The organism is Mesorhizobium sp. M1006 (assembly GCF_040318825.1).
GTDB lineage: Bacteria > Pseudomonadota > Alphaproteobacteria > Rhizobiales > Rhizobiaceae > Mesorhizobium.
In genome coordinates, this window is the sequence record NZ_JAMYMZ010000015.1 from 35,992 (window position 1) to 62,317 (window position 26,326).

Sequence of the window (26,326 nt, forward strand, 5' to 3'; positions counted from 1 at the left end):
CCCAAATCACTGAAAGGTGAATTTCTCAATCCGGACCAGAGCGATCTGGGGCAGGCGGTCGCAATGTTGCGATTTGCCGGTCCTGGCCTTTCCGGTGAGTTCATCGTTGTGTGGCTGAGGACCGGTCACCCCGGTCGCACGAGTTCGGGCCGGCACGATGCCGGTACCACAACAAGGAGTTCAGGGCGTAATGGCAACGATCACCCCGCAGAAGAAGTCCACCGCAGCGCGCCACGGTTTCAAGACCGGCGAGTACATCGTTTATCCGGCGCATGGTGTCGGCCAGATCGTCTCGATCGACGAGCAGGAAGTCGCGGGCCACAAGCTGGAGCTGTTCGTCATCGACTTCCAGAAGGACAAGATGCGCCTCAAGGTGCCGGTCGCCAAGGCGACCTCGATCGGCATGCGCAAGCTGTCGGAAGAGGATTATGTCGAGCGCGCGCTGAAGGTCGTGCAGGGCCGCGCCCGCGTCAAGCGCACCATGTGGTCACGCCGTGCCCAGGAATATGATGCCAAGATCAACTCCGGCGATCTGATCTCGATCTCGGAAGTGGTGCGCGACCTTTACCGCGCCGATAACCAGCCGGAGCAGTCCTATTCCGAGCGCCAGCTCTACGAGGCGGCCCTCGACCGCATGGCCCGCGAGATCGCGGCCGTCAACCGCATGTCGGAGACCGAAGCGGTCCGCCTCATCGAGGTGAACCTCAACAAGGGCCCGAAGCGCGGCGCCAAGGCCGACAACGAGGAAGCCGAGCAGGAAGAAGCTGCCTGAGCCTTTTCGCCCAGGAAACATGGAAAACCCGGCCTCGCGCCGGGTTTTTTGTCTTAGCTGACCGGCGACGCGCATATCTAACCTTCGCCGCCCTCCCTTTCCGCCTCGTGCTTCAGCGTGGCGATGAACCGCTTGGTCCGCTGGCGTTCCGGGTTGCTGAACAGCACCGCGGCCGGGCCTTGTTCGACGATGTTGCCGGCATCGAGGAACACCACTTCCCGCGCGATCTTGGAGGCGAGCCGCAGGTCATGCGTCGCCATCACCATGGTCGTGCCCTCGCTGGCGAGCTTGCCGAGCACGTCAACCACCTCCTGCGCCAGTTCCGGATCGAGTGCCGAGGTCGGCTCATCGCAGAGCAGGACCTTCGGCGAAGGCGCCAGCGCCCGGGCAATCGCCACGCGCTGCTGCTGGCCGCCCGACAGGGTCGCCGGCCAGGCATCGGCCTTGTGCGCCATGCCGACTTTTTCGAGCAGGGCCAGCGCCCGTTCGCGCGCCCTCTCCTTGGGCCATTTCAGCACCGTCACCAGCCCCTCCATGATGTTCTCGATCGCAGTACGATGCGGAAACAGCTGGAAATTCTGGAACACCATGCCGGTCTGCAGCCGCAGCCGCTGGATATCCCTGGTCGAGACCCTGCCGCCGGGATGGAATTCGAGTGCATCGTCGCCGATCCGTACCGTGCCTGAAGTCGGCAGCTCGAGCAGGTTGATGCAGCGCAAAAGCGTGCTCTTCCCTCCGCCCGACGGCCCGACAAGCGCCGTAACGCTGCCTTCCTCGATCGTGACGGTGACGCCCTTCAGCACCAAATTGTCGCCGAAACGCTTTTCGATGTTGGTGAGGCCGATCATGCGCGCGCCTCCAGGAAGCCGCCATAACGGTTGAGCCGCGTTTCCAGCCGCGCCTGCAAGGCCGACAGCACGGAGCTCATGATCAGATAGAGGGCCGCTGCCTCGACATAGAGGATCAGCGGCTCATAGGTGGTGGCGACGATGCGCTGCGCTGCCTGGAACATCTCCGGCACGGTGATGGCGGCGGCGAGCGAAGTGTCCTTGACCAGCGAGATGAAGGTGTTGGACAGCGGCGGCACGGCGACGCGCCCCGCCTGTGGAAGAATGGTGCGCCGCATTGCCTGGGCCCAGGTCATGCCGATCGAATAGGCCGCTTCCCACTGACCCTTCGGCACCGAACCGATGACGGCGCGGATGATTTCCGACGAATAAGCACCGATGTTCAAGGTGAAGCCGATCAGTGCTGCCGGAAAGGCGTCGAGCAGGATGCCGACCGATGGCAGGCCGTAGAAGATAAGGAACAGTTGCACGAGAAGCGGCGTGCCGCGGAATATCCAGACGTAGAAGCGGACCACGGCGACCAGCGGTTTGGGACCGAACAGCCGGACAAGCGCCACAACCAAGCCTAGGACAAGACCGAATGCAAACGACAGCAGCGTCAGCGGCACGGTGAAGATCAGTGCAGCCCATAGCAGCGTAGGCAGGGATTCCAGCATCAATTGCAGCCAGTGCGGCACGAAGGCTCCTCCTTGCCAGATTGCCGTCGCTCATATCACGCGAAAGCGGCGGGCCGTCAAAAGACAGCTCGCCGCGATATGAACGACGCGGGCCGGCGTTCGGCCCACACGAGAAAGCCGTTTTACTTCGAAACGTCCTGGCCGAAATAGGTGTCGGCGATTTTCTTGTAGGTGCCGTCGGCCTTGATGTCGGCCAGCGCCTTATTGATGGCGGCCACCAGTTCCGGATCGCCCTTGCGCACGATGACGCCGGAATAGTCGGCGTTTTCTTCCTGGGCGGCAATCTTCACATTGGCGTCGGGCTTGTGCTTCTTGAAGTCGAGGAAGGACAGGCTGTCGTTGATGGTGGCGTCGGCGCGGCCCGTAAGAAGCAACTGGATCGACTGGTCGAAGCCGTCGGTGCCGACGAGTTCGGCGCCGTTGGTTTCAGCCAGCTTGCCGAAGTTCGAAGTCAGCGATTGCGCCGCCTTCTTGCCCTTGAGATCGGCGAAGCTCTTGATATCGGTGTTGTCGCCGCGCACGATCAGCACCGCCTTGGAGGCGATGTAGGGATCCGAAAAGTCATATTTGGCCTTGCGCGCCTCGGTGATGCCGACCTCGTTGATGACGGCATCGTAGCGGTTGGCATCGAGACCGGCGATCAGCCCGTCCCATTTGCCTTCGAGGAACTGGGCTTTGACGCCGAGGCGCTCGGCGATGGCCCGCGCGATCTCGACGTCGAAGCCGACCAGCGCGCCGGAAGCATCATGATAGGTGAAGGGCGCATAGGTTCCTTCTGTGCCGACCTTGAAGACGCCGGACTGCTTGATCTGGTCGAGATTGGCGCCGGCGTGACCGGCGGCGATGGCCAGAACCTGCAGCGTTCCGGCGATGATGAGCGATTTGAGCCATTTCATTTTTCTGTGATCCGTCCTTGGCCGTATCCGGCGTCATTGCGAGTGCCGGAAAATGACAGATGCGCGATGCCAGAATAAGAAACTGAATTTCAAAAATCTCCCGCCCTTGAAATCCAATTCTCAACCAGCATCTCCCGGCGCCATCCGGCTGAGTCAAGGCCGGCGGCGAATCGCCTGGAACAGCGCAATCGACATGACAGTCCGGGGGAACATTCCCCCGCATGGCACGTTCTTCGCTGTTGTAGGGCGCGGCGCCGCCATTTCAACCATCGGCGCCAACTCACGATTCGATCGCACCGCAACGCCTGGAGCAGGAGCGCGGCATGATGGAAGACAGTGCAGGACGGACCATGGTTCGCGCGGCGATGAAAGCCCCTTATCTGGAACGTGACGAAGAGCATCTCCTGGCGCTGCGCTGGAAGGAAAACAATGACCAGCACGCGCTGCACCGCATCACCGTCGCGCATATGCGGCTGGTCATTTCCATGGCGTCGCGGTTTCGCCACTACGGCCTTCCGCTGGGCGACCTGATCCAGGAAGGCCATGTCGGGCTGCTGGAGGCCGCGGCCCGTTTCGAGCCCGAGCGCGAGGTGCGGTTCTCGACCTACGCGACTTGGTGGATTCGCGCCTCGATGCAGGACTATATCCTGCGCAACTGGTCGATCGTGCGCGGCGGCACCAGCTCGGCGCAAAAGGCGCTGTTCTTCAACCTGCGGCGTCTGCGCGCCCGCCTGGCAAACGGCGCCGAGCAGACGTCGAATGCCACGCTCTACCGCGAAGTGTCGGCGGCTCTCGGGGTATCGGAGGCCGATGTGGCGATGATGGATTCCCGCCTTTCGGCGCCGGACAGCTCGCTCAACACACCGCTAGCCGACGATGCGGGCGCAACCGAGCGGATGGAGTTCCTGGTTTCGGATGACCCGCTGCCCGATGAGGTCGTCGGCGATACGATCGACGTCGAACGCCGCTCGGTGTGGCTGAAGACGGCACTCGGCGCTCTCAATGCGCGCGAGCTCAGGATTATCGAGGAACGCCGGCTGAGCGACGAGGGCGCGACGCTCGAAGCGCTCGGCGAGACGCTCGGCATCTCCAAGGAACGTGTCCGGCAGATCGAGGCGCGCGCCATGGAAAAGCTCAAGGCGGCGCTGGTAAAGCAGAATCCGGAATTTCTCGCAGCCTGAATCGCGTCGCCTGCTATTTGTCGGTGACGATCTTGACCTTGTCGCCGGCCGAAACCGCGGCACCCGGCGACAGCGCGTTGAGCACCCTGAACAAATCCAGCTTGCGGTCGACGCCGACCATCTGCGCGGCCAGGGAGCCCATTGTCTGGCCGGGCTGCACCGTGACGATGCGGATACGCAGCGGCTTCAACGCCGCCTTCTCGGCAGCACTCAGGATGCGGAACGAGCCGCTGACCGAGCGCGCCACCGTGCTCAGCGAGGTGCTGGCCGACGGTGCAGCAGTCAGCAAGCGGTAGACCTGGCCGCCGGCGCGGATCACCGCAATGTCGAATTGCCAGCCATCGGCGCCGGCATGCGCGGTTGCCGCTTCGTTGCCGTTGATCGTCTCCTGGCGCACGCTGCTGTCGTCGAGGCCGGCAACCCAACCGCTGCGGATGTAGTCGGTCAGCGAGCGGTTCTTGTCGATCGAAACGCCGTCGAAGCGGATCGCCATGTCGCCCGGGCCGGTCGCCGTCACCGCCGCCGCCGAATTGTCGATGACGAAACCGTTGGGCACCGAGAACGACACGCCGAGGCCAGGGTGCAGGAAGGTTTCGCCGCGCACGTAGCCTTCCTCCGGCGTGTCGCCGTAAAGCAGCCCGTCTACGCCGGCAAGAAATGAATCGCGGTCGCGCGACCCGACACCGGGCGCGCCGAACTGGCGGGCGTGGCGCTGCGCGAGATCGATTCGCTGCGGCGTGTTGGGGTGCGTCGCCAGGAAGTCGAGGCTGGCGTCGGTGGCGCCGCTGATCGAGCGGAAATCGGTATAGGCCGACATCGACTGCAGGAAGCGGCCGGCGGCGTAGGGATCGAAACCGGCTTCGCCGATCGACTTGATGCCGATGGCGTCCGCCTCCAGCTCCTGATTGCGCGAGAACTGGGCCAGCCTCAGCTTGCCGCGGATCAGCGCCGCCTTGGCCGTCGGGTTGTCGCCGAGCACGTCCGAAACGACCTTGGTCGCCAACCCCTCTTCGGCTTCCAGCTGCTGGCGCTGCAGGCCGTGGTTGGCGGTAACGTGGCCCATCTCATGCGCGATGACGGCGGCAAGCTCGGCGGAATCGTTGGCCAACGCAAGCAGGCCGCGGGTGATGTAGAGATAGCCGCCCGGCAGCGCGAAGGCATTGACGTTGGGCGAGTTGAGGATGGTGATGCGGTAGGTCTGGGTTGGGTTGGCCGACACCACGGTCAGTCTGCCGACGACCTTGGCCACCATGCGCTCGAGCTTGGGGTCGGAATACTCGCCGCCATAGGTGGCGAGGATGCGCGGGTGCTGCGCCTTCGCCAGTTGGGCGAGCTTGCTGTTGGCGGCGACATTGTCGACCGTGATCGGCTTGTCGGAGGGCTGGAAGCCCGATTCCTGCACGTCGGGAGGCGTGAACATCTGGCAGCTTGCCAGCGCCACGGCAAGACCGGCCAGCGCCAGAAAGCGCGCCAGCGGTTTCACCCTCCGATTGTCGATGCCGGTCGGCAGATCGGCTTCCTTTCAAGTCCTGGCACGTGACCGCGAAAATCGGGCGCGATTTCCGAAAAGCATCACGCGCAAAGTCAAGTGCTATGGCGTCCTTCGTGCGTCCGACGGATACGAGACAGCAACGGCAAATCACGCTCTAGGCCGGACCAGCTCCTGGCGGACCTAGCCACACTACCTCGACCATGGCAAGCAAGCGCCGCTTCGCCTTCCGCCGGTTTGACCATAAATTATGTCCGCTTCCGGGCAACATCTCGTGATCCAGCCGCAAACGGACCCGAGCCGATATAGCGTCGGAATGCCTCCGGTCCAGCCCCGACGAAAAAATCGGCGGCGGTGCCGGTCGCGGCAACCGTGCCACCATCCAGGAAAACCATGTTTTGGCCGATACGGCGCGCATCGTCCGGCTGGTGCGTGACGAATAGCACCGTCATGCGCTGCTCCGAATGAACGTCGGCTACCAGATCGAGCATGTCATCGCGCAGTGCCGGTCCGAGCGAAGCGAACGGCTCGTCGAGCAACAGCACCGGCCGGTCGCGCACCAGGACCCGGGCGAGCGCGACGCGCTGCCGCTCGCCGCCGGAGAGTTCGCGCGGCAGCCGGCTTTCCTTGCCGGCAAGACCGACGCGCCTCAGCGCTGCGGCGATTGCGGCGCGGTCAGCCTCGCTCAGCCTGAGCGAAGGCGAGCGGCCGAGCCCGACATTCTGCTCGACCGACAGATGGGCAAACAGGTTGTTTTCCTGGAACACCATCGATACCGGCCGCGCTGATGGCGGCGCAGTGCTGACGTCGGCGCCGCCGATCAGCACGCGGCCCGACCGCGGCGTCTCGAAACCGGCCACCAGATTGAGCAGCGTCGACTTTCCCGAACCGCTCGGCCCCATGATGGCGGTGATTTCCGACACCGGGAAATCGACATCGAATATAAGCGGCGTTTCACCATAGCTGAACGAGACATTATCGAGCCGCACGGCCGCGCCTTTTTCCACCGAAATGGACCGTTCCGGGCTTATCGGCATCATGATTTCTCCCTCCTTCCCAGCCAGTCCGCGGCCAACACCAGCGCCAGGCAGACAAGGCCGAGCAGCAGCGCCAGGCCGGCGGCATCCTCGGTGCGGTAACTGCCCATGCGCGCCAGCAACAGATAGGGCAAGGTCTGCACGGAATCGCTGCCGAACAGCGCAATGACGCCGAGATCGCCGAGCGACAGCGCCATGGCGAACGCGAAGCCGGTGGCGAGCGGCCGCCGCAGCGACGGCCAATCGACCAGCCGCAACCGGTTCCAGCCCGAGATGCCAAGCTGTGCGCAGAGCCGTTCGTGGCGTTCGCTCGCCGCGTCATAGGCAGGGCGGATGGCGCGGATGGCGAACGGCATCGCCATCACCGCATTGACCGCAACGACGATGACAGGGGCGATCGCAAAGACATCGCCGACGGTGCGCAGGAGCAAGAACCAGCCGGCACCGATGACGATGGGCGGCACCACCAGGACGAACCCCGCACCGGTGTCGGCCAGGTGTTCGAGCAGCGTCCTCCTGCCGCTCCGCCGGGTGAGCGCCAGCGCCCGGCGCGCCATCACCAGCGACAGCGACAACGCCACAGAGAGCAGCGCCGACAGGAGGGAGAGCACGGCACTGGTCGCCGTCGCTTGCCGCACCGCGCTCTCGCCGGCCAGGCGGCCGAGATCGGCGCCAAGCCCGGCTGCCAGCGTGGCCGCCATCGGCCCGGCGACAAACAGCAGTGCGAGCCCGATCGCCAGCGCGTTCAGCACGGTCTCGGCCGCACCGGCTGAAAAATACCGGCGCGGCGCCACCGGCAGATTGGCGTCGCCGGTCATATTGGCGCCAAGCCGCGTCAGTGCCAGCACGACGACGAAGGTCAGGGCAATCTGCAGCAGGGTCAGCGTCACAGCCCGCGCCGGGTCGAAGTCGAAACGCAGCGCCTGGTAGATGGCAACCTCGAGCGTCGTCGCGCGCGGCCCGCCGCCGAGCGTAAGCACGATGGTGAAGGAGGTGATGCACAGCATGAAAACGAGCCCGGCAACGCCCGGCAAGGCCGCACGCAGCGGCGGCCATTCGATCAGCCGGAAGGCCGGCGCAGCACCCATGCCAAGCTGGCTCGCCAGCCGCCATTGGTTAGCCGGCACGGTCTGCAACGCCTCCAGGAACAGCCGCGTCGCCAGCGGCAGGTTGAAGAAGACATGCGCAACGAGTATGCCCGACAGGCCATAGATGCCGGGCCAGCTCTGGCCGCCTAGCGCGCCCAGCGTGCCGGCAAAATAGCCGGCGCGGCCATAGAGCGCCAAGACACCGAGTGCGGCAACAATGGCCGGCAGCGCCAGTGGCACGGCGAAAAGCTGGAGGATGAAGCCTCGCCCGAAAAAACGCGGATGCCGCGACAGGGCGCGCGCGACGAACAGCGCCGGTGCAACGGAGAGCAGGGTCGACAGCAGACCCTGCCAGAGCGTGAAACGGACGACGCGCAAGAGATAGGAATCGAAAGCGGAGGCGGCGCCGGACAGGTCGCGTGTGGCTTCGACGACGAGCCCGGCGAATGCACCGCCGATCAGCAGCGCGATGGCGGCGAGCGCGACGATGCCGGCAGTGACGCGGGGATCGGCCGGATGACGCGTAGGCATGTCGCGCTACCCGACACTACGACAGGCGTAGATCGAAGGAAATACCTGGCAAAGGCCGAGCCCACCCCTCTCTGGCCTGCCGGCCATCTCCCCCTCAAGGGGGGAGATTGCGCACTCAGCCGCCTTCGCCAATCTCACAAGTGGCAGGACGAGGAGAGGCGACAAAGCTGCCGATCTCCCCCTTGAGGGCAGGGCTATCGCATTTGGATTCTTACGAAGTTGGACCCCCACCCTAACCCTCCCCACAAGGGGGAGGGAACGCTGCCGCATGCCCTTACTTCCCCTTTTGGCGCCGAAAGGCAGACAATTTGCCGAGGTCAGTGCCAACGGAAGTCTCCCTCCCCCTTGTGGGGAGGGGTTAGGGGTGGGGGTACGTCGTAGAGCGAAAGCCTCGGCGTTCCATCTGCGATAGCCGTGCCCTTGAGGGGGAGATGGCCGGCAGGCCGGAGGGGGGTGGCTTGGCGCAAACATCCGACGAGGCTTGAGCCCTACCTGCTCATCGCCGCAAGCCACTCATCGACCCAGGCCTTGCGGTTGGCCGCGACGTCTTCCGGGCTGAACAGCAAGGTCTTGGTCGGCTTGACCAGCTTGTCGAACGCCGGGTTGAGCGGCTTGTCGGTTTTGCCGGCCGGGAACATCCAGTTGGTTTCGGGAATGACATCCTGGAATTTCGGTCCGGTCATGAAGGCAATGAACTTTTCCGCCAGCGGGTTCTTCGCGCCCTTGGTGGTGATCCCCGCAACCTCGATCTGCAGATATTCGCCCTCCTCGAAGGACGCCGCCTGGTAGCGCTCGGTGTTTTCGGCGACCATGTGGTAGGCCGGCGAGGTCGTGTAGGACAGCACCATCGGCGCCTCGCCCTTGGTGAACAGGCCGTAGGCCTCGCTCCAGCCCGGCGTTACCGTCAGCACCTTCGCCTTGAGTTTGGCCCAGGCTTCCGGCGCCTTGTCGCCATAGACCGACTTGACCCACAGCAGCAGGCCAAGGCCCGGCGTCGAGGTGCGCGGATCCTGGATGACGATCTTCTCTCCGGCATCGCCCTCGACCAATTCCCTGAGGCTCTTCGGCGGGCTCTTCAGTTTTTCGGTGTCGTAGACGACGGCGAAATAGCCATAGTCGAACGGCACGAAAATATCGTCGCTCCAGCCGCCCGGTACATTGACGCCCGAGACGGCGCCGTGCGGCGAAAACAGGCCGGTTGCCTTGGCGTCGGCGGTTAAGTTGGTATCGAGGCCAAGTACGATATCGGCCTTGGTCGCGGCGCCTTCCAGCTTCACACGGTTGAGCAGCGCCACGCCGTCGGCGACCGAGACGAATTCGACGACGCAGCTGCATTCGACCTCGAAGGCCTTCTTCACCGCCGGTCCCGGACCCCAATCGGCGGTGAAGCTTTCATAGGTATAGACCGTCAGTCTATCCTGTGCCGATGCCTGCCCCGGCAGGGCGACCGCGGATGCCGCAAGCAGGACAATTGAGACAAGAGAGTGGAAAAAACTGCGCATCGGCGCCTCCTTCGTTCGCGTTGAAAGGAATTGAGGCGTCGGGCTGTCCGAAACGTCTAATCCCTCCGCCGGTACAAACCGGATCAGGTTCAGCGGGTTGGCAGTCTTGCCTCTCAGCCGGTCCGCGAAAATCGCGTCCGGCACCCCGTTAGAGCGTTGCGACACATAGGCCCGGCCGAAGTGCTGCGCAAGCGGAAGTTTGCCGGGCATCCAAAGCCCAGCCTTCCGTTTCGTCTGCCGTTTCATCTTCCGTTTCCGGGGCAGGGCTGGTAAGGGCCACGAGATATGAGCACATTCACCATCCTGCTTGGCGGCGATCTCATCCGCACACCGCTGCTCGACCGCCAGGTCGAAGGCTCGCGCGTCATCGCCGCCGACGCCGGCATCGGTCATGCCCGCATGCTGGGCCTGAGGCCGGAACTCTGGGTCGGCGATTTCGATTCCGTGCCTGCCGAGTTGCCGGAGGATCTGGCCGCCGTGCCACGGCAGGTATTTCCTGCCGAAAAAGACAAGACCGACGGTGAACTCGCTATCGCCGCCGCGCTCGAACGCGGTGCGACAAGCCTTGTGCTCGCAGGCGCCTTCGGCGGCAAACGTACCGACCACATCTTCCTGCATCTGGCGCTGAGCGTCCGGCTGGCGGAAGGCGGAACGGAAGTGCTTTTGACCAGCGGCGCACAGGAAGGCATTCCTTTGCTGCCTGGAAAGACTGGCTTCGACTATGCCGACGGCACGCTGTTTTCGGTGCTCGGCTTCTCCGATCTCGCCGGCCTGACAGTCACCGGCGCCAAATGGCCGCTCGACCATGTCGAGGTTGCGTTCGGCTCGTCGCTGACCATTTCCAACGAGGTCAGGGGCCGGCTGGAAATCGCGCTGGCCAGCGGCCGGGCGCTGCTGCTCGCGCATCCCTACCCTCTTCCGGAAAGCTGAGCCCAGAAAGCTGATATGGCGCCGCCGCTTCTCAATCTCGACGGGATAAAGCTGACCTTTGGCGGCACGCCGTTGCTCGACGGTGCCGCCCTGACGGCCTCGGCTGGCGACAAGATCGCCCTGGTCGGCCGCAACGGCTCTGGTAAGTCGACGCTCCTCAAGATCGCCGCCGGGCTGATCGAACCGCAGGATGGCGAAGTCTTCCGCCAGCCCTCGGCAACCGTGCGCTACTTGCCGCAAATGCCCGACATGGACGGTTTTGCGACCGTCCGCGCCTATGTCGAGGCGGGGCTCGGGCCCGCCGACGATCCCTACCGCGCCACCTATCTGATGGAGCATCTCGGCCTGACCGGCGAGGAACGGCCGAACGACCTTTCCGGCGGCGAGGCGCGGCGCGCCGCCCTCGCCCGCGTCATGGCGCCGGAGCCCGACATTCTCCTCCTCGATGAGCCGACCAATCATCTTGACCTTTCGGTCATCGAATGGCTGGAGGAGGAGCTTGCCCGCACCTCCTCGGCACTGGTCGTCATCTCGCATGACCGCCGTTTTCTCGAGCGCGTGTCACGCGCCACAATCTGGCTCGACCGCGGCCAGACCCGCCGTCTCGACAAGGGCTTTGGCTATTTCGAGGAATGGCGCGACACGGTGCTGGAGGAGGAAGAGCGCGAGCAGCACAAGCTCGGTCGCCAGATCGTGCGCGAGGAGCACTGGCTGCGCTATGGCGTGACAGCGCGGCGCAAGCGCAACATGCGCCGGCTCGGTGAGTTGCAGACCATGCGCCAGCGCTTTCGTGGTCATCGCGGCGCCGAGGGTGCGGCGACGATGACAGCCAGCGACGCCGCCGAATCCGGCAAGCTGGTGATCGAAGCCAAGAACATCGAGAAGACCTTTGGCGATCTGACCGTGGTCAAGGGATTCTCGACCCGAATCCAGCGCGGCGATCGCGTCGGTCTGGTCGGGCCGAACGGCGCCGGCAAGACGACGCTGTTGAAGATGCTGACCGGCGAATTGAAGCCGGACGCGGGCACGGTGCGGCTCGGCACAAATCTGGAGATCGCCACGCTCGACCAGAAGCGCGAAGCCGTCGACCCGCAGGAGACATTGGCGCAGTATCTCACCGACGGGCGCGGCGAGAACCTCGTCATCAATGGCGAGCAGCGCCACGTCGTCTCTTACATGAAAGACTTCCTGTTCAAGCCGGAACAGGCGCGCACGCCGGTGCGCGAGCTTTCGGGCGGCGAGCGGGCGCGGCTGATCCTCGCCCGCGTTTTGGCGCGGCCGGCAAACCTGCTTGTGCTCGACGAGCCGACCAACGACCTCGACATGGAGACGCTGGAGCTGCTGCAGGAATTGGTCGCCGGCTTTGCCGGCACGGTGATCCTGGTCAGCCACGATCGCGATTTCCTCGACCGCACCGTGACCAGCATCATCGCGCCGGATGGTGACGGCCGCTGGATCGAATATGCCGGCGGCTATTCCGACATGCTGGCGCAGCGCGGCGGCACCAGACTGGACGACCGCAAGGCGCGACCAAAGGCCGAGACGGGCGACGCGACGGCGGCAAGCAGGAACGAAGCGGCCGCACCGAAGGGCCCGGCCAAGAAACTGTCGTTCAAGCAGAAATTCGCGCTGGAATCGCTGCCCAAGAAGATCGAGGCGGTGTCGGCCTCGATCTCGCGGCTGGAGAACAACATCGCCGATCCGGCCTATTACGAGCGCGATCCGGCCTCGTTCCAGAAGACGATTGCCGCGCTCGACAAGGAGCGCGTCACACTGGCAGCGCTCGAGGAGGAATGGCTGGAACTGGAAATGCTGCGCGAGGAGATGGAGGGGTAATTCACGAGTTCAAGCATCTTGTCATTGCGACTAGAGAGGAATGCGCATATATTATGCGCATACTGCGGAGGTGATCATGCGCAAGATAGCTGTGAATGCGGTTCGCCAGCCGGCAAATCTGTCGATCGACTCAAAGCTCATGAAGGAAGCCAAGGGGCTCGATGTGAATGTCTCGCGCGCCGCTGAAGCCGGCATCGCCGAGGCCGTGGCCGCCGAAAAGACGCGGCTGTGGAAGCTTGAGAACCGCGCGACGATAGATGCCTGGAACGAATATGTCGAAAAACACGGTATTCCGCTGGCAGAACATCGGCAATTCTGATGGCGCGCTACGACGTCTTCGCGGGTAGCATCGAAGGCGGCTATCTCCTCGACGTCCAGGCCGATCTGCTAGACCATTTCAAGACCCGGGTGGTCGTCCCGCTTCTGCCGGCTGCGATGGCGCCATCACCAATGCGAAAGCTCCATCCGATTTTCGAGATCAATGGTCGGAAATTGGTCATGGCCACCCATTTGATCGCCACGGTTGCGGCGACGGAACTGGGCGAGAGCCGACTGAATCTGACGAGGCATCACGACGAGATCGTGGCCGCGCTCGATATGCTGTTCCAGGGCTTCTGAACTGCTGGGGAGCTTCGGGGTGGCGGACCGTCTTCACCCCGCCGTCTTAGTCTGCCAGGCCTTAAGCGCCTCGTCGAACACCTTCTCGCCTGGAATGCCCTTTTCCATGGTGAGCAGCGCCCGCCGCCCGGTCTTGTAGACGACCGGCACGTCGATCCAGTCCTGACCTCTGAGCAAGGTCAGATTGGCGTCTTCATCCGCCTTGGTATCGTTGAGCGCAACCAGGAAGAAACCGTCGGCGATCTTGGCCGGGATGCCGATCAGCGGGCTTCCGGCATCCTGCTCGGAGCCCTTCATGGCGACACGCAGGATGTTGTCGACGCCGCCGCCCTCGAAGCCGTCAGGCGTCAGGAAGATCATCTCGATAATATGGCTGGCCGGCAGCGTCTGGTCGGTGTTGCGACGGATCGTCATGCGCAACTGGATATCCTTGCCTGGAATGGTCGCCTCGGCGCGGATCGCCGGCTCGGGCGGCAGGTCGCCGCCGGGCGATTCCTGCACCAGCGACCAGACGATGTTGCCGGGCTCGGCCGAGCCTTGAGCGGTGCTGGTGCGCTCCTCGTAGAAGATCGCCTTCTGGCCGACGGCCAACGTGGCTTGCGGCGGAACTGCCGTTGGTGCCGCTGCCGGTGCTGGCGGCGGGGCGGCCGCTGCAGGCGCTGCTGCCCCGTTGGCGGGCGGCGTTGCGGGAGTTGGTGCAGCGGACCCATCGACTGCTGGAGCATTGGCCGTGGCTTGCGTGTCGGCGGGTGCGGCCGGAGCCGGCGCGGCCGGTGCCGGGGTGGTCGGCGCTTGTGCGGCCGATGGCGGCGTGGTCAGTGCGGCGACGGATTCGCCTTCGCCGATGCCCGCCTGCCCGGCCGCGGGGCCGGGATCGACTTCGTGCCCCTCGGGCGTCAGGCGCTGCGTGAACTTCGCGCCCTCGCCGGCATCCGTCGGAGGCGCGGCGGCCGGTACGGCCGCATCGGCCACCGGCTTGGCCGGGGCTGGTTTTACCAGCGGTTCGGTGGCGACGGCTGTGGTCGAGTCGAGGCCGAGCATGCTGCCGAACGCATCCTTGTTCAGCCAGATGCCATAGCCACCACCGGCAATGACGAGCAAGGCAATGGCGGCGGCGATCACACCGCCATAGCTGCGCCTGCGCTCCGCAGGATAGAGCCGCTGGAACCTGTCCTCCGCGGGGCCGCCGTCGTTGGAAAAGTCGTCGCCCGGAAAAACGCCGTCTTGGCCGTCAGCCGTCGGAAGTTCCATATCGGACGGCGGCGGACCAGCGCGCTCCTGAGAAAGAGCGACGGGCTGCGGCTTTTGCCAGTTCGGCGCCGCCTTAGCGGGCGTGGGCTGCCAGGCCGGCCCAGTCTTTGCTGGCTCCGTCTTTGCCGGCTCGGTCTTGGCCGGCTGCCATGCCGGCTCCGTCTTTGCCGGCTGTCGGATATGGCTGGACTGGTTCTTGTTGCGGTCGATGGAGGAGAAGATGTCCTCCAGTTCCGCCAGCGGGTCGGGTGGCGGCGCAGGCTTGGCATAGTCCCGCTCGACTTTGGCGATGGCGTCTTCCAGTGCACGCATCTGCCGGTCGACATCGGAAGGCGTCATCGTGGCCTTCTCTGCGAGTTGTTTCGCGATTGACGAACGGGCCCTGTCATAGACCCTGGCGCGCACTTCCGCCGACGGCTCACCGAGTTTATCGAGCGCCTTTTTCAGAATAGGAACAAAATCTACCATACGTCAGTCGACCTGCATTTGTTTCTGGGCCGGCCCCCGCAAATCAGCCGCAATGCCCGGAAAGGCTGAGAAACTAGTCTTGAAACGGATCGGTCACAAGTATCGTGTCGTCCCGCTCAGGGCTGGTGGAAAGGAGTGCGACCGGCGCGCCGATCAGCTCCTCGATGTAGCGGACGTACTTCACCGCCTTGGCCGGCAGGTCGTTCCAGCTGCGCGCGCCGGCAGTGGTGCCTTTCCACCCCTCCAGCGTCTCGTAGACCGGTTCGACGCGGGCCTGCGCACCCTGGCTGGCCGGCAGGTAATCGATCGCCTCGCCGTCGAGTCGGTAGCCGGTACAGACCTTGATCTCGTCCAGCCCATCGAGCACATCGAGCTTGGTCAGCGCAATGCCCTTGATGCCGTTGACGGCGACGGCCTGGCGGACCAGCACGGCATCGAACCAGCCGCAGCGGCGCTTGCGGCCGGTGACGACGCCGAATTCATGGCCGCGCGTGCCCAGGAACTCGCCGATCTCGTTCTTCTGTTCGGTTGGAAACGGGCCTTCGCCGACGCGCGTCGTATAGGCCTTGGTGATGCCGAGTACATAACCGATGGCGCCCGGCCCGACACCCGACCCGGCGGCGGCCTGGCCGGCAACCGTATTGGACGAGGTGACGAACGGATAGGTGCCGTGGTCGATGTCGAGCAACGTCCCTTGCGCGCCCTCGAACAGGATGCGCTCGCCGGCGCGGCGCTTGTCGTCGAGGATTTTCCAGACGCGGTCCATATAGGGCAGGATCTCGTCGGCCACCGAGATCAGCTCGCTCATGATCGCCTCGTGCGTGACCTCGGCATGGCCGAGCCCGCGCCGCAGCGCATTGTGGTGCGTCAGCAGCCTGTCGACCTTCAAGGGCAGCGTTTCCAAATCCGCCAAATCCATCACCCTGACCGCGCGCCGGCCCACCTTGTCTTCATAGGCGGGACCGATGCCGCGACGGGTCGTGCCGATCTTCGTTCCGGAATTGGAAGCGGCGTCCTCGCGAAATCCATCCAGCTCCCGGTGCAAGGACAGGATAAGCGCGGTGTTTTCGGCTATTTTCAGGCGGTCTGGCGTCACCTCGACGCCCTGCGCCTTCAATTTCGCAACCTCCGCGACGAAAGCGTGCGGATCGAAGACGACGCCATTGCCGATGATGGACAGCTTGCCTTGCCGCACCACGCCGGACGGCAGCAGCGACAGCTTGTAGACCTTGCCGTCGACGACCAGCGTATGGCCGGCATTGTGGCCGCCCTGGAAGCGCACGACAACATCGGCGCGCTCCGACAGCCAGTCTACGATCTTGCCTTTGCCCTCATCGCCCCATTGCGAGCCGACGACCACCACATTGGCCATATTTCTTTTCCCTTGAGACGCCGCACGAGCAGCTTGAAACAGTTCGAAACGACAGGCCTCTATCGCATCGGCCCCCAAAATCGGAATCGATTTTCGGAAAGCACGACGCGAGGATTAAAGCCTTCCGACGCGTACTTTGTAGCGTCCAATTGCACGCACGTCGTTCTATAGCGTCAAGACCCGGCGAGCGCGACCACTCTTTGCCGCCCAAAACGCTCCGAGGCACAACAATTTTCGCCTTTGACATCATTTACTTGGGCTGGCGGTCGCAATAGGCCCACACCGACCGTCAAATTCCCTCTGCCTGGCCGGGAGTTCACGATGCATCGAGCCGCCTATCTGTTCCTGCTGTTCACCACCTTGCTGTGGGGCGGCAACTCTGTGGCGGGAAAGCTGGCGGTCGGTCATATCTCGCCGATGACGCTGGTCTTCCTGCGTTGGCTGCTGGCGGTTCTGATTCTGCTGCCGATCGGCTGGGGAACGCTACGCCAAGACTGGCCGGTGGTGCGCAGGCATTGGTTGCTGCTTGGCGGGCTCGGCGCTTGCGGCTTCGCCTTTTTCAATGCGATCTTCTACACGGCGCTCAACTACACCACGGCGATCAACGTCTCGATCGAGCAGGCGGCGATACCGATCGTGATCATCATCGCCAATTTCGTGCTGTTTCGCCTGCGGGTGAACCGGGTGCAGATCGCTGGCGTCGTGCTGACCATCATTGGCGTCGCGGTGACGGCGAGCCATGGCGACCTGCGCCAGCTTCTCAAGCTGGATCTCAACTTTGGCGACGCGATCATGCTGGTCGCCGTGCTTTGCTACTCCTTCTATTCGGTGGGGTTGCGGCTGAAGCCGGTCATCCGCTGGCAGAGCCTGATGCTGGCGCTGTCGGTTGCCGCACTCGTCACATCGCTGCCTTTCTTCCTGTGGGAGATTGCCGCCGGCAAAGTCATCGTCCCCGATGCCCGCGGCTGGGCGGTCGCGTTCTATACCGCCATCGGTGCTTCGGTCATCTCGCAGATCTTCTATATCAGGGGCAATGAGCTGATCGGCGCCAACCGCGCCGGCCTGTTCATCAATCTGGTGCCGATCTTCGGCACGCTGCTATCGGTGCTGATTGTCGGCGAGACATTCCAGCTCTATCAGGCGCTGGCTCTCGCGCTGGTGCTCGGTGGCATCAGCCTCGCCGAATACAGCGGACGGAAGATGGCGGCATCCGCTGCTGAATGAAGTCGCTTGCCGCGACGTTCCACCGCCCCGCGTGCTGCTGCACACGGGGCGACCGAATTTCAGGCTATCCCAACATCGAAATGCAGCCGCTTGGCAGAGTCGATCGACTTGTGCGAGCGCACCTGCGCCAACACGTTTTCCGGGAATGGCGCATCGAGATAGAGCAATGCGATGGCATCACCGCCCGGCCGGTTGCGGCCGAGCTGGAAATTGGCGATGTTGACGCCGTTCTCGCCGCACACCGTGCCGAGCAGACCGATGATGCCGGGCGCGTCGGCATTGGTCGTGTAGAGCATGTGCTGGCCAACCTCGGCGTCGAGATTGATGCCCTTGATCTGGATGAAGCGCGGCTTGCCGTCCGAAAAACACGTGCCGGCGATCGAGCGCGTCCTGTGCTCGGTCTTGACCGTCAGCTTGATATAGCCGTCGAACACGCCCGACTTGTCGCGCTTGACCTCGGCGACGATGATGCCGCGCTCCTTCACCATGATCGGCGCCGACACCATGTTGACGTCGGCGACCTGCGGCCGGATCAGCCCGGCAAGAGTGGCGCTGATCAGCGCCCGCGTGTTCATCGTCGCGGTCGAGCCGTCGAACAGGATCTCGACCTCCTTGATCGGATCCTCGGTGACCTGGCCAACAAAGGCGCCGAGCACTTCAGCGAGCTTGACGAAAGGTTTCAGCCGCGGCGCTTCCTCGGCGGTGATCGATGGCATGTTGATGGCATTGGAAACGGCGCCCTTGATCAGATAGTCCGACATCTGCTCGGCGACCTGCAGCGCGACATTCTCCTGCGCCTCCATCGTCGAGGCCCCCAGATGCGGCGTTGCCACCACGTTCTCCATGCCGAACAGTGCGTTGCTCTCCGCCGGTTCGACCTCGAACACGTCGATGCCGGCGCCGGCCACCTTGCCGCTCTTCAGCGCCGCGATCAGGTCGGCCTCGACGATCAGCCCGCCACGGGCGCAGTTGATGATACGCACGCCGGTCTTCATCTTGGCGATCGCCGCGGCGTCGATGATGTTGCGCGTCTTGTCCGTCAGTGGCGTATGCAGCGTGATGAAGTCGGCGCGGGCGAACAGCTCGTCGAGCTCGACCTTTTCGACGCCGAGCTCCTCGGCGCGGCTGTCCGACAGGAATGGATCGAAGGCGATGACATGCATCTTCAGGCCGACGCCGCGCGTAGCGACGATCGAACCGATATTGCCGCAGCCGATGATGCCCAGCGTCTTGCCGGTGATCTCGACACCCATGAAGCGGTTCTTTTCCCATTTGCCGGCATGCGTCGAGGCGTTGGCCTCCGGTATCTGGCGGGCCAGCGCGAAGATCATGGCGACGGCATGCTCGGCGGTGGTGATCGAATTGCCGAAGGGCGTGTTCATCACGATGATGCCCTTGCGGCTCGCCGCCGGTATGTCGACATTGTCGACGCCGATGCCGGCGCGGCCCACGACCTTCAGCCTGGTCGCAGCATTGATCAGCTTCTCCGTGACCTTTGTCGCCGAGCGGATGGCCAGCCCATCATACTGGCCGATCACTTCGAGCAGTTTTTCCTTGTCCTTGCCGAGATCCGGCAAATAGTCGACCTCGATGCCGCGATCCCTGAAGATCTGCACGGCGGTGGTGGAAAGTTTGTCTGAGACGAGAACGCGGGGCATTGGCTTGGTCCTTTGCGATTGGCGTCCCTCCCCCTTGAGGGGAGGGTCGGCGCGAAGCGCCGGGGTGGGGTCGTTGCGGCCGGATGCGGCCAAATCTTTTTCTTTCTGGATGGCGGATCGTTGAACGGGTGGAGGCGACCCCACCCGGCCCTTCGGGCCACCCTCCCCTCGAGGGGGAGGGAGTCAGGCCGCCGCTTTGAGCGACGCCTTTTGCGCCGCAAAGGCCCAGTCGAGCCAGGGCAGCAACGCTTCGAGATCGGAGGTCTCGACTGTCGCGCCGCACCAGATGCGCAGGCCGGGCGGTGCATCGCGGTAGGCACCAATGTCGTAGGCGACGCCTTCCTTGTCGAGCGCCGAGACAATTGCCTTGGCGAACGCAGCCTGTCCATCGGCGTCGAGTGCAGCGACTTGCCGGTCGGTGAAGGAAAGGCAGACCGACGTGTTCGAACGCGTCGCCGGGTCTACGGCAAGATGGCCGAGCCAGGAAGATTTTCTGACAAAGCGATCGAGAACAGCGGCATTGGCATCCGCTCTGGTGACCAGCGCGTCGAGGCCGCCGATCGACTTCGCCCAACGCAGCGCGTCGAGATAGTCCTCGACGCACAGCATCGACGGCGTGTTGATAGTCTCGCCCTTGAAGATGCCTTCGATCAGCTTGCCGCCCGAGGTGAGGCGGAAGATTTTCGGCAACGGCCAGGCCGGCTTGTAGCTTTCCAGGCGTTCGACGGCGCGCGGGCTGAGGATCAGCATTCCGTGCGCGCCCTCACCGCCCAGCACCTTCTGCCAGGAGAAGGTGACGACGTCGAGCTTCCTGAAATCGAGCTGTTGCGCAAAGGCCGCCGAAGTCGCGTCGCAGATGGTCAGGCCCTCGCGGGTGGCCGGGATGAAATCGCCGTTCGGCACGCGCACACCCGACGTCGTGCCGTTCCAGGTGAAGACCACGTCGCGGTCGAAGTCGATTCTGGTCAGGTCCGGCAGTGCGCCGTAGTCCGCCTCTAACCTGCGAACATCGGCGAGCCTCAGCTGCTTGACCACATCGGTGACCCAGCCGGAGCCGAAGCTCTCCCAGGCGACCATGTCGACGCCGCGTTCGCCGAGCAGCGACCACAGCGCCATTTCGACCGCGCCGGTATCCGAGGCCGGCACGATGCCGATGCGGTAATCCGCCGGAACCTGGAGGATTTCCCGGGTCAGCTCGATCGCTTGTTCGAGCTTGGTCTTGCCGATCTTGGCGCGGTGCGAGCGCCCGAGCGCGGCATTTTTGAGCGCCTCGACCGACCAGCCGGGGCGTTTTGCACAGGGACCTGAGGAAAAATTGGGATTTGCCGGACGGAATCCGGGCTTCGCATGCGTGGTCATCGTGGTCTATCCTTCCAGATAGTGGCCCCTCGTTGGGGAGGGGTGGCCCACGGATGGCGATATGCGTTCAGACTTTCGGCGTCAAGGGGAAAGTTTTTGTCGCTGTCAGGATATTGCCGGGGGCGAAACGCAAACGGCGGGCCTGCGACCCGCCATTGTCAACGCCTCGGCTTCGATCGAGCCTACCAGAGATCGTAGCGTAGTCCGACTTTGACTTGATGATTGTTGATCCCTTTGCGGATCGGAAAAGAAGTCAGACTCTCGGCAGTCACATATTCGGCGTCTGGCGCGGAAAAATACTGATAGCCCAGATCGACCGAGACGTTCTTGGACACTTGGTACGCAAGCCCGGCATTCAGCGTGTAGGCGAAGGAGTACTGGGTCTTGTTGTCACGCCGGACGAAATCGTCGGTGGGGTCGGCGTTGTCGGTGAAGTAGCTCGCCGACAGGCGACGCTTGCTCTGCACGACACCGACACCGGCGCCGAGATAAGGTGTGATTCCGACATAGGTGCCAAGGTCGACATAGCCGTTGAGTATGCCTGAGAAGGCATAGTTCTTCAGGGTCGCCGATGCCACGGTCGTTCCGTCGTTATAGCCGACGTCGATCTTGTTGCCGGGAAGATAGCCGACATTGAGATCGGCGCGCAGATAGTCGTTGAAATGGTAGCCGAAGCCGATGCTGGCGAAGATGGGATCTTCCTTTTCGTCGAAGCTCGCGGGTGTAAAGGCGAAATGCTCATCCTTGAAGCTCTTCTGCACCAGATAGGAGACATCGCCGCGCAGATACCATCCCGAGCCAACCTCGACCGGTACATAGTCGGGCGCCTGGTCGACATAGACCGGCGGTTCGTAATCGGCGCCAAGCGCCGGCGTCAGCGGCACCAGGACGACTGCTGCAAGCGCCAGTGCTATAGGCGATTTGAATGTCATGGTCCTCGGCTCCCGAACTTGGCGCATTCGCGATCGCGCGCGCCGTTTCAGACAGCATTGTTAACCATAGTGGTTAAGTGCGGGTTAAGGATAACAAGGCGTTAGCAATTGATTTGATCCGTTTTCGCTCCTCGAGCCGGACGGTGTTACAGGGCAACGCAGCATCTTTAGGCAGCCAAACGAAACCGCCCGGCATCAGCCGGGCGGTCGACGAATTCCTCGATTTCGAAGCGACTACTTCGTGTAGACGGGCTCGGGTTCCGGGACGTAAGGCTCCGGCGGCGCACAGTCCGACCTGCCGAACTGGTAGCGCAGGCCGCCGCGCACTTCGTGAACGTTGATACCTTTGTCATAGCCGGGGCCGACATTGGGGAGGGAGGCATAGTCGAACATCTTACCGCCGTTGATGTGGCTGAAGCGGTAGCCGACATCTAGTTTGACGCGGTCAGTCAGGCAGTAGGATGCGCCCGCCATGGCAGCATAGGCAAACCGCCAGCCCTTGCCACCGGCATGATCAAATGAACCGTCGCTGTCCACGTTGTGCAGTTCATCCCACTTGACCCAGGCACCGCCGATGCCGGCGCCGACGTAAGGCGTGATCCCATGCCAGGTGCCGATATCGACATAGGCGTTGGCCAAGAGCAGCAGCGCCGAATAGGACGAGGTATCGACGGACGTGCAAGGCGTTTGCTGTGGGCCGCAGAAGCCGTTGGTCGAGCCGCGGAATTTGGACTTGCTCATCCAGTCCAGGGTGAGATCGGTGCGGAAATGCTCGTCGATCTGGTAACCAACACCGCCGCCGGCCGAGAAGGCGCCATCCAGCTTGCCTGTATCGAACTTGCCGGGATTCTGGGGCGCCACACCGTAGGTGATGTACTCGCCACCACGAAACTTCGACCAGTGATAGTCGATGTCGCCGCGGATATACCAGCCGCCGAATTCGGCCGGCTGCTCATAGGCAACCGGTGGCGGTGCCTCCTCGACGACGGGCGGCTCGACGAAATCGGCGGCGAATGCCGGTCCGACGCCGGCAAACAGCGCGGCCAGAAGAGCCATTCTAGCTGTGTTGAACATGCTTATCACCCCTGAGAACCCTCGAACGGCGAACGCGCCCGAAATGTGATTGACCTCAGTTGTGGATAATGAATCGGAAAGGTTAAAAGGCGTTTAACCGTATTGATTAACCACGAATCTCTAAAAGTGGAGCAATCTGGCGGCCGTTGCTGCAGGCGGAGCTGGCCGCGACCCAATAAAAAAGCCCGCCGGCAAGGCGGGCTTTTGAACCGATGTTGGAGGGAGATCAGGCGGCGCTACGCGTTTCCGAAATGACCTCGACGATGTCGTTGACCACGGACTCGACAAGCTGCGGGTCGTCGCCCTCCGCCATGACGCGGATGAGCGGCTCCGTGCCGGATGGCCGGATGACCAGGCGCCCGGCCTTGCCGAGGCGATTGCGCGCATCTTCGATCGCCGCCTTGACCGGCGCCTCCTCCAGCGGCTTGCCGCCGGAAATATGCACATTCTTCAAAAGCTGCGGCACCGGCTCGAATTTCTTCGACAGTTCGCTGACCGGTCGGTTATGCCGCTTGATGCAGGCGAGCACTTGGAGCGCCGAGACGAGGCCGTCGCCGGTGGTCGAGAAATCGGACAGCACGATGTGGCCCGACTGTTCGCCGCCGACATTGAGTCCATGGGCACGCATGTGCTCGACGACATAGCGGTCACCGACCTTGGTGCGATGCAACTGCAGGTTCATGTCGCCGAGGAAGCGTTCGAGGCCGAGATTGGACATCACCGTCGAGACGACGCCGCCGCCGGCCAGCCGTCCGCTCTGCTGCCAGGATTCGGCGATCAGCGCCATGATCTGGTCGCCATCGACGATCGCGCCGTTCTCGTCGACAATGACGACACGGTCGGCATCGCCGTCGAGAGCAATGCCGATATCGGCGCGCACCTCGTGCACCTTCTTTTGCAGACCGGCCGGATGAGTCGAGCCGCATTCCTTGTTGATGTTGAAGCCGTTGGGCTCGACATTGATGGCAACGACCTCGGCGCCGAGTTCCCACAGCGCGTCGGGCGCCACCTTGTAGGCGGCGCCATTGGCGCAATCGACGACGATGCGCAGGCCCGACAGCGACATCGAGCGCGGCAGCGTGCGCTTGGCGAATTCGATATAGCGGTCATGCACGCCGTCGACGCGTTTGGCGCGGCCGAGCCCATCGGAATCGGCGAGCGCCAGTTCGATATCCTTGTCGAGCATCCCCTCGATACGCTCCTCGATCTCATCGGACAGCTTGTAGCCATCGGGGCCGAACAGCTTGATGCCGTTGTCGTAATAGGGGTTGTGCGAGGCAGAGATCATCACGCCGATATCGGCGCGCAGCGAGCGCACCAGCATGGCAACAGCCGGCGTCGGGATCGGGCCGAGCAGGAAGACATCCATGCCGGCGGCGCACAGGCCCGACACCATGGCGTTCTCGATCATGTAGCCGGAAAGCCTGGTATCCTTGCCGAGCACGACGCGGTGGCGGTGGCTGCCGCGCTGGAACGAGAGGCCGGCGGCCATGCCGACCCGCATGGCGACCTCCGCCGTCATTGGAAACTTGTTGGCGCGCCCACGAATGCCGTCCGTACCGAAATAATGTCCTGCCATGTTCGCCAGCTTCCCGATGGTTCTTTCCGAGCATCTCATGCCATAAAATGGCCCAAGCCCCGTCATCACATTGTATGATTATGGACGACCAATCCTTAGAAAATTGTTGTTTTGTGTGTTTTACGTCACGCTAGTGTGTTGATTTTCAAGTTCCGAGCCCTTGTTGCGGTAGCAGCATCAGAAACGTCAACTCAAACCTCATCTGGTTCCTTTGGGCTGTGGCAGTGTGGCCTTGAACCCGAATCCGCATCGTGCTGCTCCAGACAGCGGTGGCTCAGGTCCGCCGCAGCCGCCGATTTGACTGGCTGTCATTCGACGCAGTGTCCTCGCTGGGAACCAGCCATAGGCGCGCGCTCCGTGCAATGCACCCGGACGAACTTGGCGGGGAGACGGTCCCGGCAACGAATTCATCACCTTAAAGAAAAGAATGCACTTCTAAATTTGTCTCTACGCTACTTAGCATCTGGCGCAACCAGCCGTTGAGCGCTATTGCTGCACTGGGACATATCATGAACCGCCGCAGGGAGAAAACGCATGCTCATCCACCGACTCGCCACTTTGACGGGTCTTGCCGTCGCGACCTTATTCCTGGCGGCGCCTGCCAGCGCGCTGACCATGGCCGAGTGCAGCACCAAGTATAACACGGCCAAGGACGCGGGAACGCTTGGCGGGCAGAACTGGAACCAGTTCCGCAAGGCCCAATGCGGCACCGATGCTTCCGCCGCTACAACCGAACCCGCGCCAGCCAAAGCCACGGCCAAGGCTGCCGACACGACCAAGGCAGCCGCCGCCGACGATGCGGCGCCGGGCCTGACGGCGAAGGAGTGCAGCACCAAATACCAGGCCGCCAAGGCTGCCGGCACGCTCAACGGCATGAAGTGGAACGATTTCCGCAAGACCCAGTGCGCCGCCGGCGCGACGGCAGCCGCACAACCCGCCGCCAAGACCAAAGCAGCGGCGGCCAGCAGCGATGACGCAGCGCCTGGGCTGACGGCCAAGGAATGCAGCACCAAATACCAGGCCGCCAAGGCTGCCGGCACGCTCAACGGCATGAAGTGGAACGACTTCCGCAAGAGTGAATGCGCCGCCGGCGCAAGTGCAGCCGCACAACCCGCCGCGGCACCTGCCAAGGCGACGACAGCCGCCGCGACCGATACCGGCAAAGGCGTCAGCATGGCGGATTGCAGCGCCAAATATCAGGCTGCCAAGGCCGGCAACACGCTGAACGGCATGAAGTGGAACGACTTCCGCAAGAGCCAATGCGGCGCCGGCGCAGCCGACGACGACACCCTGCCGGCTCCCGATGCCAAATACACCGGCGATCCGCAACCGCCGACCATCACCGCCCCCCAGGGCGTGAAATTCCCGACGGCGATCTCCAAGAAGTATGCAACCGAGACCCCGGCCAAGGGCCGCATGCACACCTGTCTCGACCTCTACTACGCCAACAAGGACGCCAACACGCTGGGCGGCCTCAGGTGGATCCAGAAGGGCGGCGGCTTCTACAGCCTCTGCAACGCCAAGCTGAAGAGCTGACCGGCGCCACCATCCGACGACATGAGCCCGCGAGCCGCAAGGTTCGCGGGCTTTTTGTTGCTGCCGAACAAGTGAGAGGGCCTTCCGAGGTCGAACCAACTGTCAGATCGTGTTTCTTGGCTCTGTCCGGCCGACATCGATCTCGGCACCACCGGAACTCTCATAGCCAGAAGCAGAAAACCCGCCTCGGCGGGCGGGTCATTCAGCGCCAATTGGCACCACACCCAAATTGATAGCATAGCTGCCGGCACAAAGCAAGAACAAAATGTGGCGCCGCCGGCAAAAAATGCGAGCTTCATTCTCCGGCGCGCCTTGTCGATCTTCCCGAAGTCGTCAACGAGGCCGATAGAAGGCTCCATTCCTTCGCGCCTCTCTCTGTCCTGCCGGACATCCCCCCGCGAGGCGGGAGATTGGCCGTCATCGTCACTTTCGCCAATTTCCTGCGATGCAGGAAGGGTCGCATTCCCC

22 protein-coding genes and 1 riboswitch are annotated in these 26,326 nt (G+C 63.4%); of the genes, 8 read left to right on the forward strand and 14 right to left on the reverse strand.

Annotated elements, in window-relative coordinates:
- The first annotated feature begins 190 nt into the window (after positions 1-190).
- A complete protein-coding gene (locus NKH60_RS16465) occupies positions 191-772 on the forward strand; it encodes a CarD family transcriptional regulator (protein WP_006327799.1) in 582 nt (193 codons plus the stop codon).
- A 77-nt stretch (positions 773-849) separates the two neighbouring features.
- Here NKH60_RS16465 and NKH60_RS16470 read toward each other — a convergent pair whose 3' ends face one another.
- The 3 genes from NKH60_RS16470 to NKH60_RS16480 form a co-directional block, all read right to left on the reverse strand.
- Positions 850-1,620: an amino acid ABC transporter ATP-binding protein gene (locus NKH60_RS16470; protein WP_352452513.1), complete on the reverse strand. Its 771-nt coding sequence runs from the start codon at positions 1,618-1,620 to the stop codon at positions 850-852.
- Positions 1,617-2,297 carry an ABC transporter permease subunit gene (locus tag NKH60_RS16475; RefSeq protein WP_352471183.1) on the reverse strand — a complete coding sequence of 227 codons (681 nt, stop codon included), beginning with the start codon at positions 2,295-2,297 and terminating at the stop codon, positions 1,617-1,619. The genes NKH60_RS16470 and NKH60_RS16475 overlap by 4 nt, the downstream gene beginning before the upstream one ends.
- 122 nt (positions 2,298-2,419) lie before the next feature.
- On the reverse strand, positions 2,420-3,193 hold the full coding sequence (locus tag NKH60_RS16480; RefSeq protein WP_352454874.1) for an amino acid ABC transporter substrate-binding protein: 774 nt from the start codon (positions 3,191-3,193) through the stop codon (positions 2,420-2,422).
- 323 nt (positions 3,194-3,516) lie between these two features.
- Here NKH60_RS16480 and NKH60_RS16485 point away from each other — a divergent pair, with 323 nt between their 5' ends.
- Positions 3,517-4,374, forward strand: a complete 858-nt coding sequence (locus tag NKH60_RS16485; protein ID WP_254816490.1) for an RNA polymerase factor sigma-32 — start codon at positions 3,517-3,519, stop codon at positions 4,372-4,374.
- 13 nt (positions 4,375-4,387) lie between these two features.
- Here NKH60_RS16485 and NKH60_RS16490 read toward each other — a convergent pair whose 3' ends face one another.
- From NKH60_RS16490 to thiB, 4 genes are all read right to left on the reverse strand, one after another.
- Positions 4,388-5,857 (reverse strand): M48 family metalloprotease, encoded by a 1,470-nt coding sequence (locus tag NKH60_RS16490; RefSeq protein ID WP_352831352.1) that lies wholly within the window; start codon positions 5,855-5,857, stop codon positions 4,388-4,390.
- Between the two features lie 254 nt (positions 5,858-6,111).
- Positions 6,112-6,903, reverse strand: a complete 792-nt coding sequence (gene thiQ, locus NKH60_RS16495; RefSeq protein WP_352831350.1) for a thiamine ABC transporter ATP-binding protein — start codon at positions 6,901-6,903, stop codon at positions 6,112-6,114.
- Positions 6,900-8,519 (reverse strand): thiamine/thiamine pyrophosphate ABC transporter permease, encoded by a 1,620-nt coding sequence (thiP, locus tag NKH60_RS16500; protein WP_352831348.1) that lies wholly within the window; start codon positions 8,517-8,519, stop codon positions 6,900-6,902. Before thiP ends, thiQ begins: the two co-directional genes overlap by 4 nt.
- Before the next feature lie 488 nt (positions 8,520-9,007).
- A complete protein-coding gene (thiB, locus tag NKH60_RS16505; RefSeq protein ID WP_352817678.1) occupies positions 9,008-10,021 on the reverse strand; it encodes a thiamine ABC transporter substrate binding subunit in 1,014 nt (337 codons plus the stop codon).
- 43 nt (positions 10,022-10,064) lie between these two features.
- Positions 10,065-10,179: riboswitch (TPP riboswitch) on the reverse strand.
- A 127-nt stretch (positions 10,180-10,306) separates the two neighbouring features.
- Here thiB and NKH60_RS16510 point away from each other — a divergent pair.
- From NKH60_RS16510 to NKH60_RS16525, 4 genes are all read left to right on the forward strand, one after another.
- The gene (locus NKH60_RS16510; RefSeq protein ID WP_352831346.1) at positions 10,307-10,951 is read left to right on the forward strand and encodes a thiamine diphosphokinase; all 645 of its coding nucleotides are present in this window, start codon (positions 10,307-10,309) and stop codon (positions 10,949-10,951) included.
- Between the two features lie 15 nt (positions 10,952-10,966).
- A complete protein-coding gene (locus tag NKH60_RS16515; protein ID WP_352831344.1) occupies positions 10,967-12,787 on the forward strand; it encodes an ABC-F family ATP-binding cassette domain-containing protein in 1,821 nt (606 codons plus the stop codon).
- A 76-nt stretch (positions 12,788-12,863) separates the two neighbouring features.
- The gene (locus tag NKH60_RS16520; protein WP_254816484.1) at positions 12,864-13,106 is read left to right on the forward strand and encodes a type II toxin-antitoxin system CcdA family antitoxin; all 243 of its coding nucleotides are present in this window, start codon (positions 12,864-12,866) and stop codon (positions 13,104-13,106) included.
- On the forward strand, positions 13,106-13,405 hold the full coding sequence (locus NKH60_RS16525) for a CcdB family protein (RefSeq protein ID WP_352450813.1): 300 nt from the start codon (positions 13,106-13,108) through the stop codon (positions 13,403-13,405). The genes NKH60_RS16520 and NKH60_RS16525 overlap by 1 nt, the downstream gene beginning before the upstream one ends.
- Before the next feature lie 33 nt (positions 13,406-13,438).
- Here NKH60_RS16525 and NKH60_RS16530 read toward each other — a convergent pair whose 3' ends face one another.
- Positions 13,439-15,124, reverse strand: a complete 1,686-nt coding sequence (locus NKH60_RS16530) for a hypothetical protein (protein WP_352831342.1) — start codon at positions 15,122-15,124, stop codon at positions 13,439-13,441.
- A gap of 73 nt (positions 15,125-15,197) precedes the next feature.
- Positions 15,198-16,496 carry an adenylosuccinate synthase gene (locus NKH60_RS16535; protein ID WP_352831340.1) on the reverse strand — a complete coding sequence of 433 codons (1,299 nt, stop codon included), beginning with the start codon at positions 16,494-16,496 and terminating at the stop codon, positions 15,198-15,200.
- 321 nt (positions 16,497-16,817) lie between these two features.
- Here NKH60_RS16535 and NKH60_RS16540 point away from each other — a divergent pair, with 321 nt between their 5' ends.
- The gene (locus tag NKH60_RS16540) at positions 16,818-17,720 is read left to right on the forward strand and encodes a DMT family transporter (RefSeq protein ID WP_352454884.1); all 903 of its coding nucleotides are present in this window, start codon (positions 16,818-16,820) and stop codon (positions 17,718-17,720) included.
- A 59-nt stretch (positions 17,721-17,779) separates the two neighbouring features.
- Here the strand turns inward: NKH60_RS16540 and serA are convergent, their stop codons facing one another.
- From serA to glmM, 5 genes are all read right to left on the reverse strand, one after another.
- Positions 17,780-19,378: a phosphoglycerate dehydrogenase gene (gene serA / locus NKH60_RS16545; protein ID WP_352814911.1), complete on the reverse strand. Its 1,599-nt coding sequence runs from the start codon at positions 19,376-19,378 to the stop codon at positions 17,780-17,782.
- A gap of 183 nt (positions 19,379-19,561) precedes the next feature.
- Positions 19,562-20,737: a phosphoserine transaminase gene (locus NKH60_RS16550; RefSeq protein ID WP_352872729.1), complete on the reverse strand. Its 1,176-nt coding sequence runs from the start codon at positions 20,735-20,737 to the stop codon at positions 19,562-19,564.
- A gap of 182 nt (positions 20,738-20,919) precedes the next feature.
- Positions 20,920-21,669 (reverse strand): outer membrane protein, encoded by a 750-nt coding sequence (locus tag NKH60_RS16555; protein WP_352613401.1) that lies wholly within the window; start codon positions 21,667-21,669, stop codon positions 20,920-20,922.
- A gap of 234 nt (positions 21,670-21,903) precedes the next feature.
- Positions 21,904-22,743: an outer membrane protein gene (locus tag NKH60_RS16560; protein WP_352814908.1), complete on the reverse strand. Its 840-nt coding sequence runs from the start codon at positions 22,741-22,743 to the stop codon at positions 21,904-21,906.
- Positions 22,744-22,969: 226 nt separating this feature from the next.
- Complete coding sequence (glmM, locus tag NKH60_RS16565; protein ID WP_352471193.1) at positions 22,970-24,322, reverse strand: phosphoglucosamine mutase; 1,353 nt, start codon at positions 24,320-24,322, stop codon at positions 22,970-22,972.
- An 873-nt stretch (positions 24,323-25,195) separates the two neighbouring features.
- Here glmM and NKH60_RS16570 point away from each other — a divergent pair.
- Positions 25,196-25,858: a hypothetical protein gene (locus tag NKH60_RS16570; protein ID WP_502893708.1), complete on the forward strand. Its 663-nt coding sequence runs from the start codon at positions 25,196-25,198 to the stop codon at positions 25,856-25,858.
- Positions 25,859-26,326: the final 468 nt, after the last annotated feature.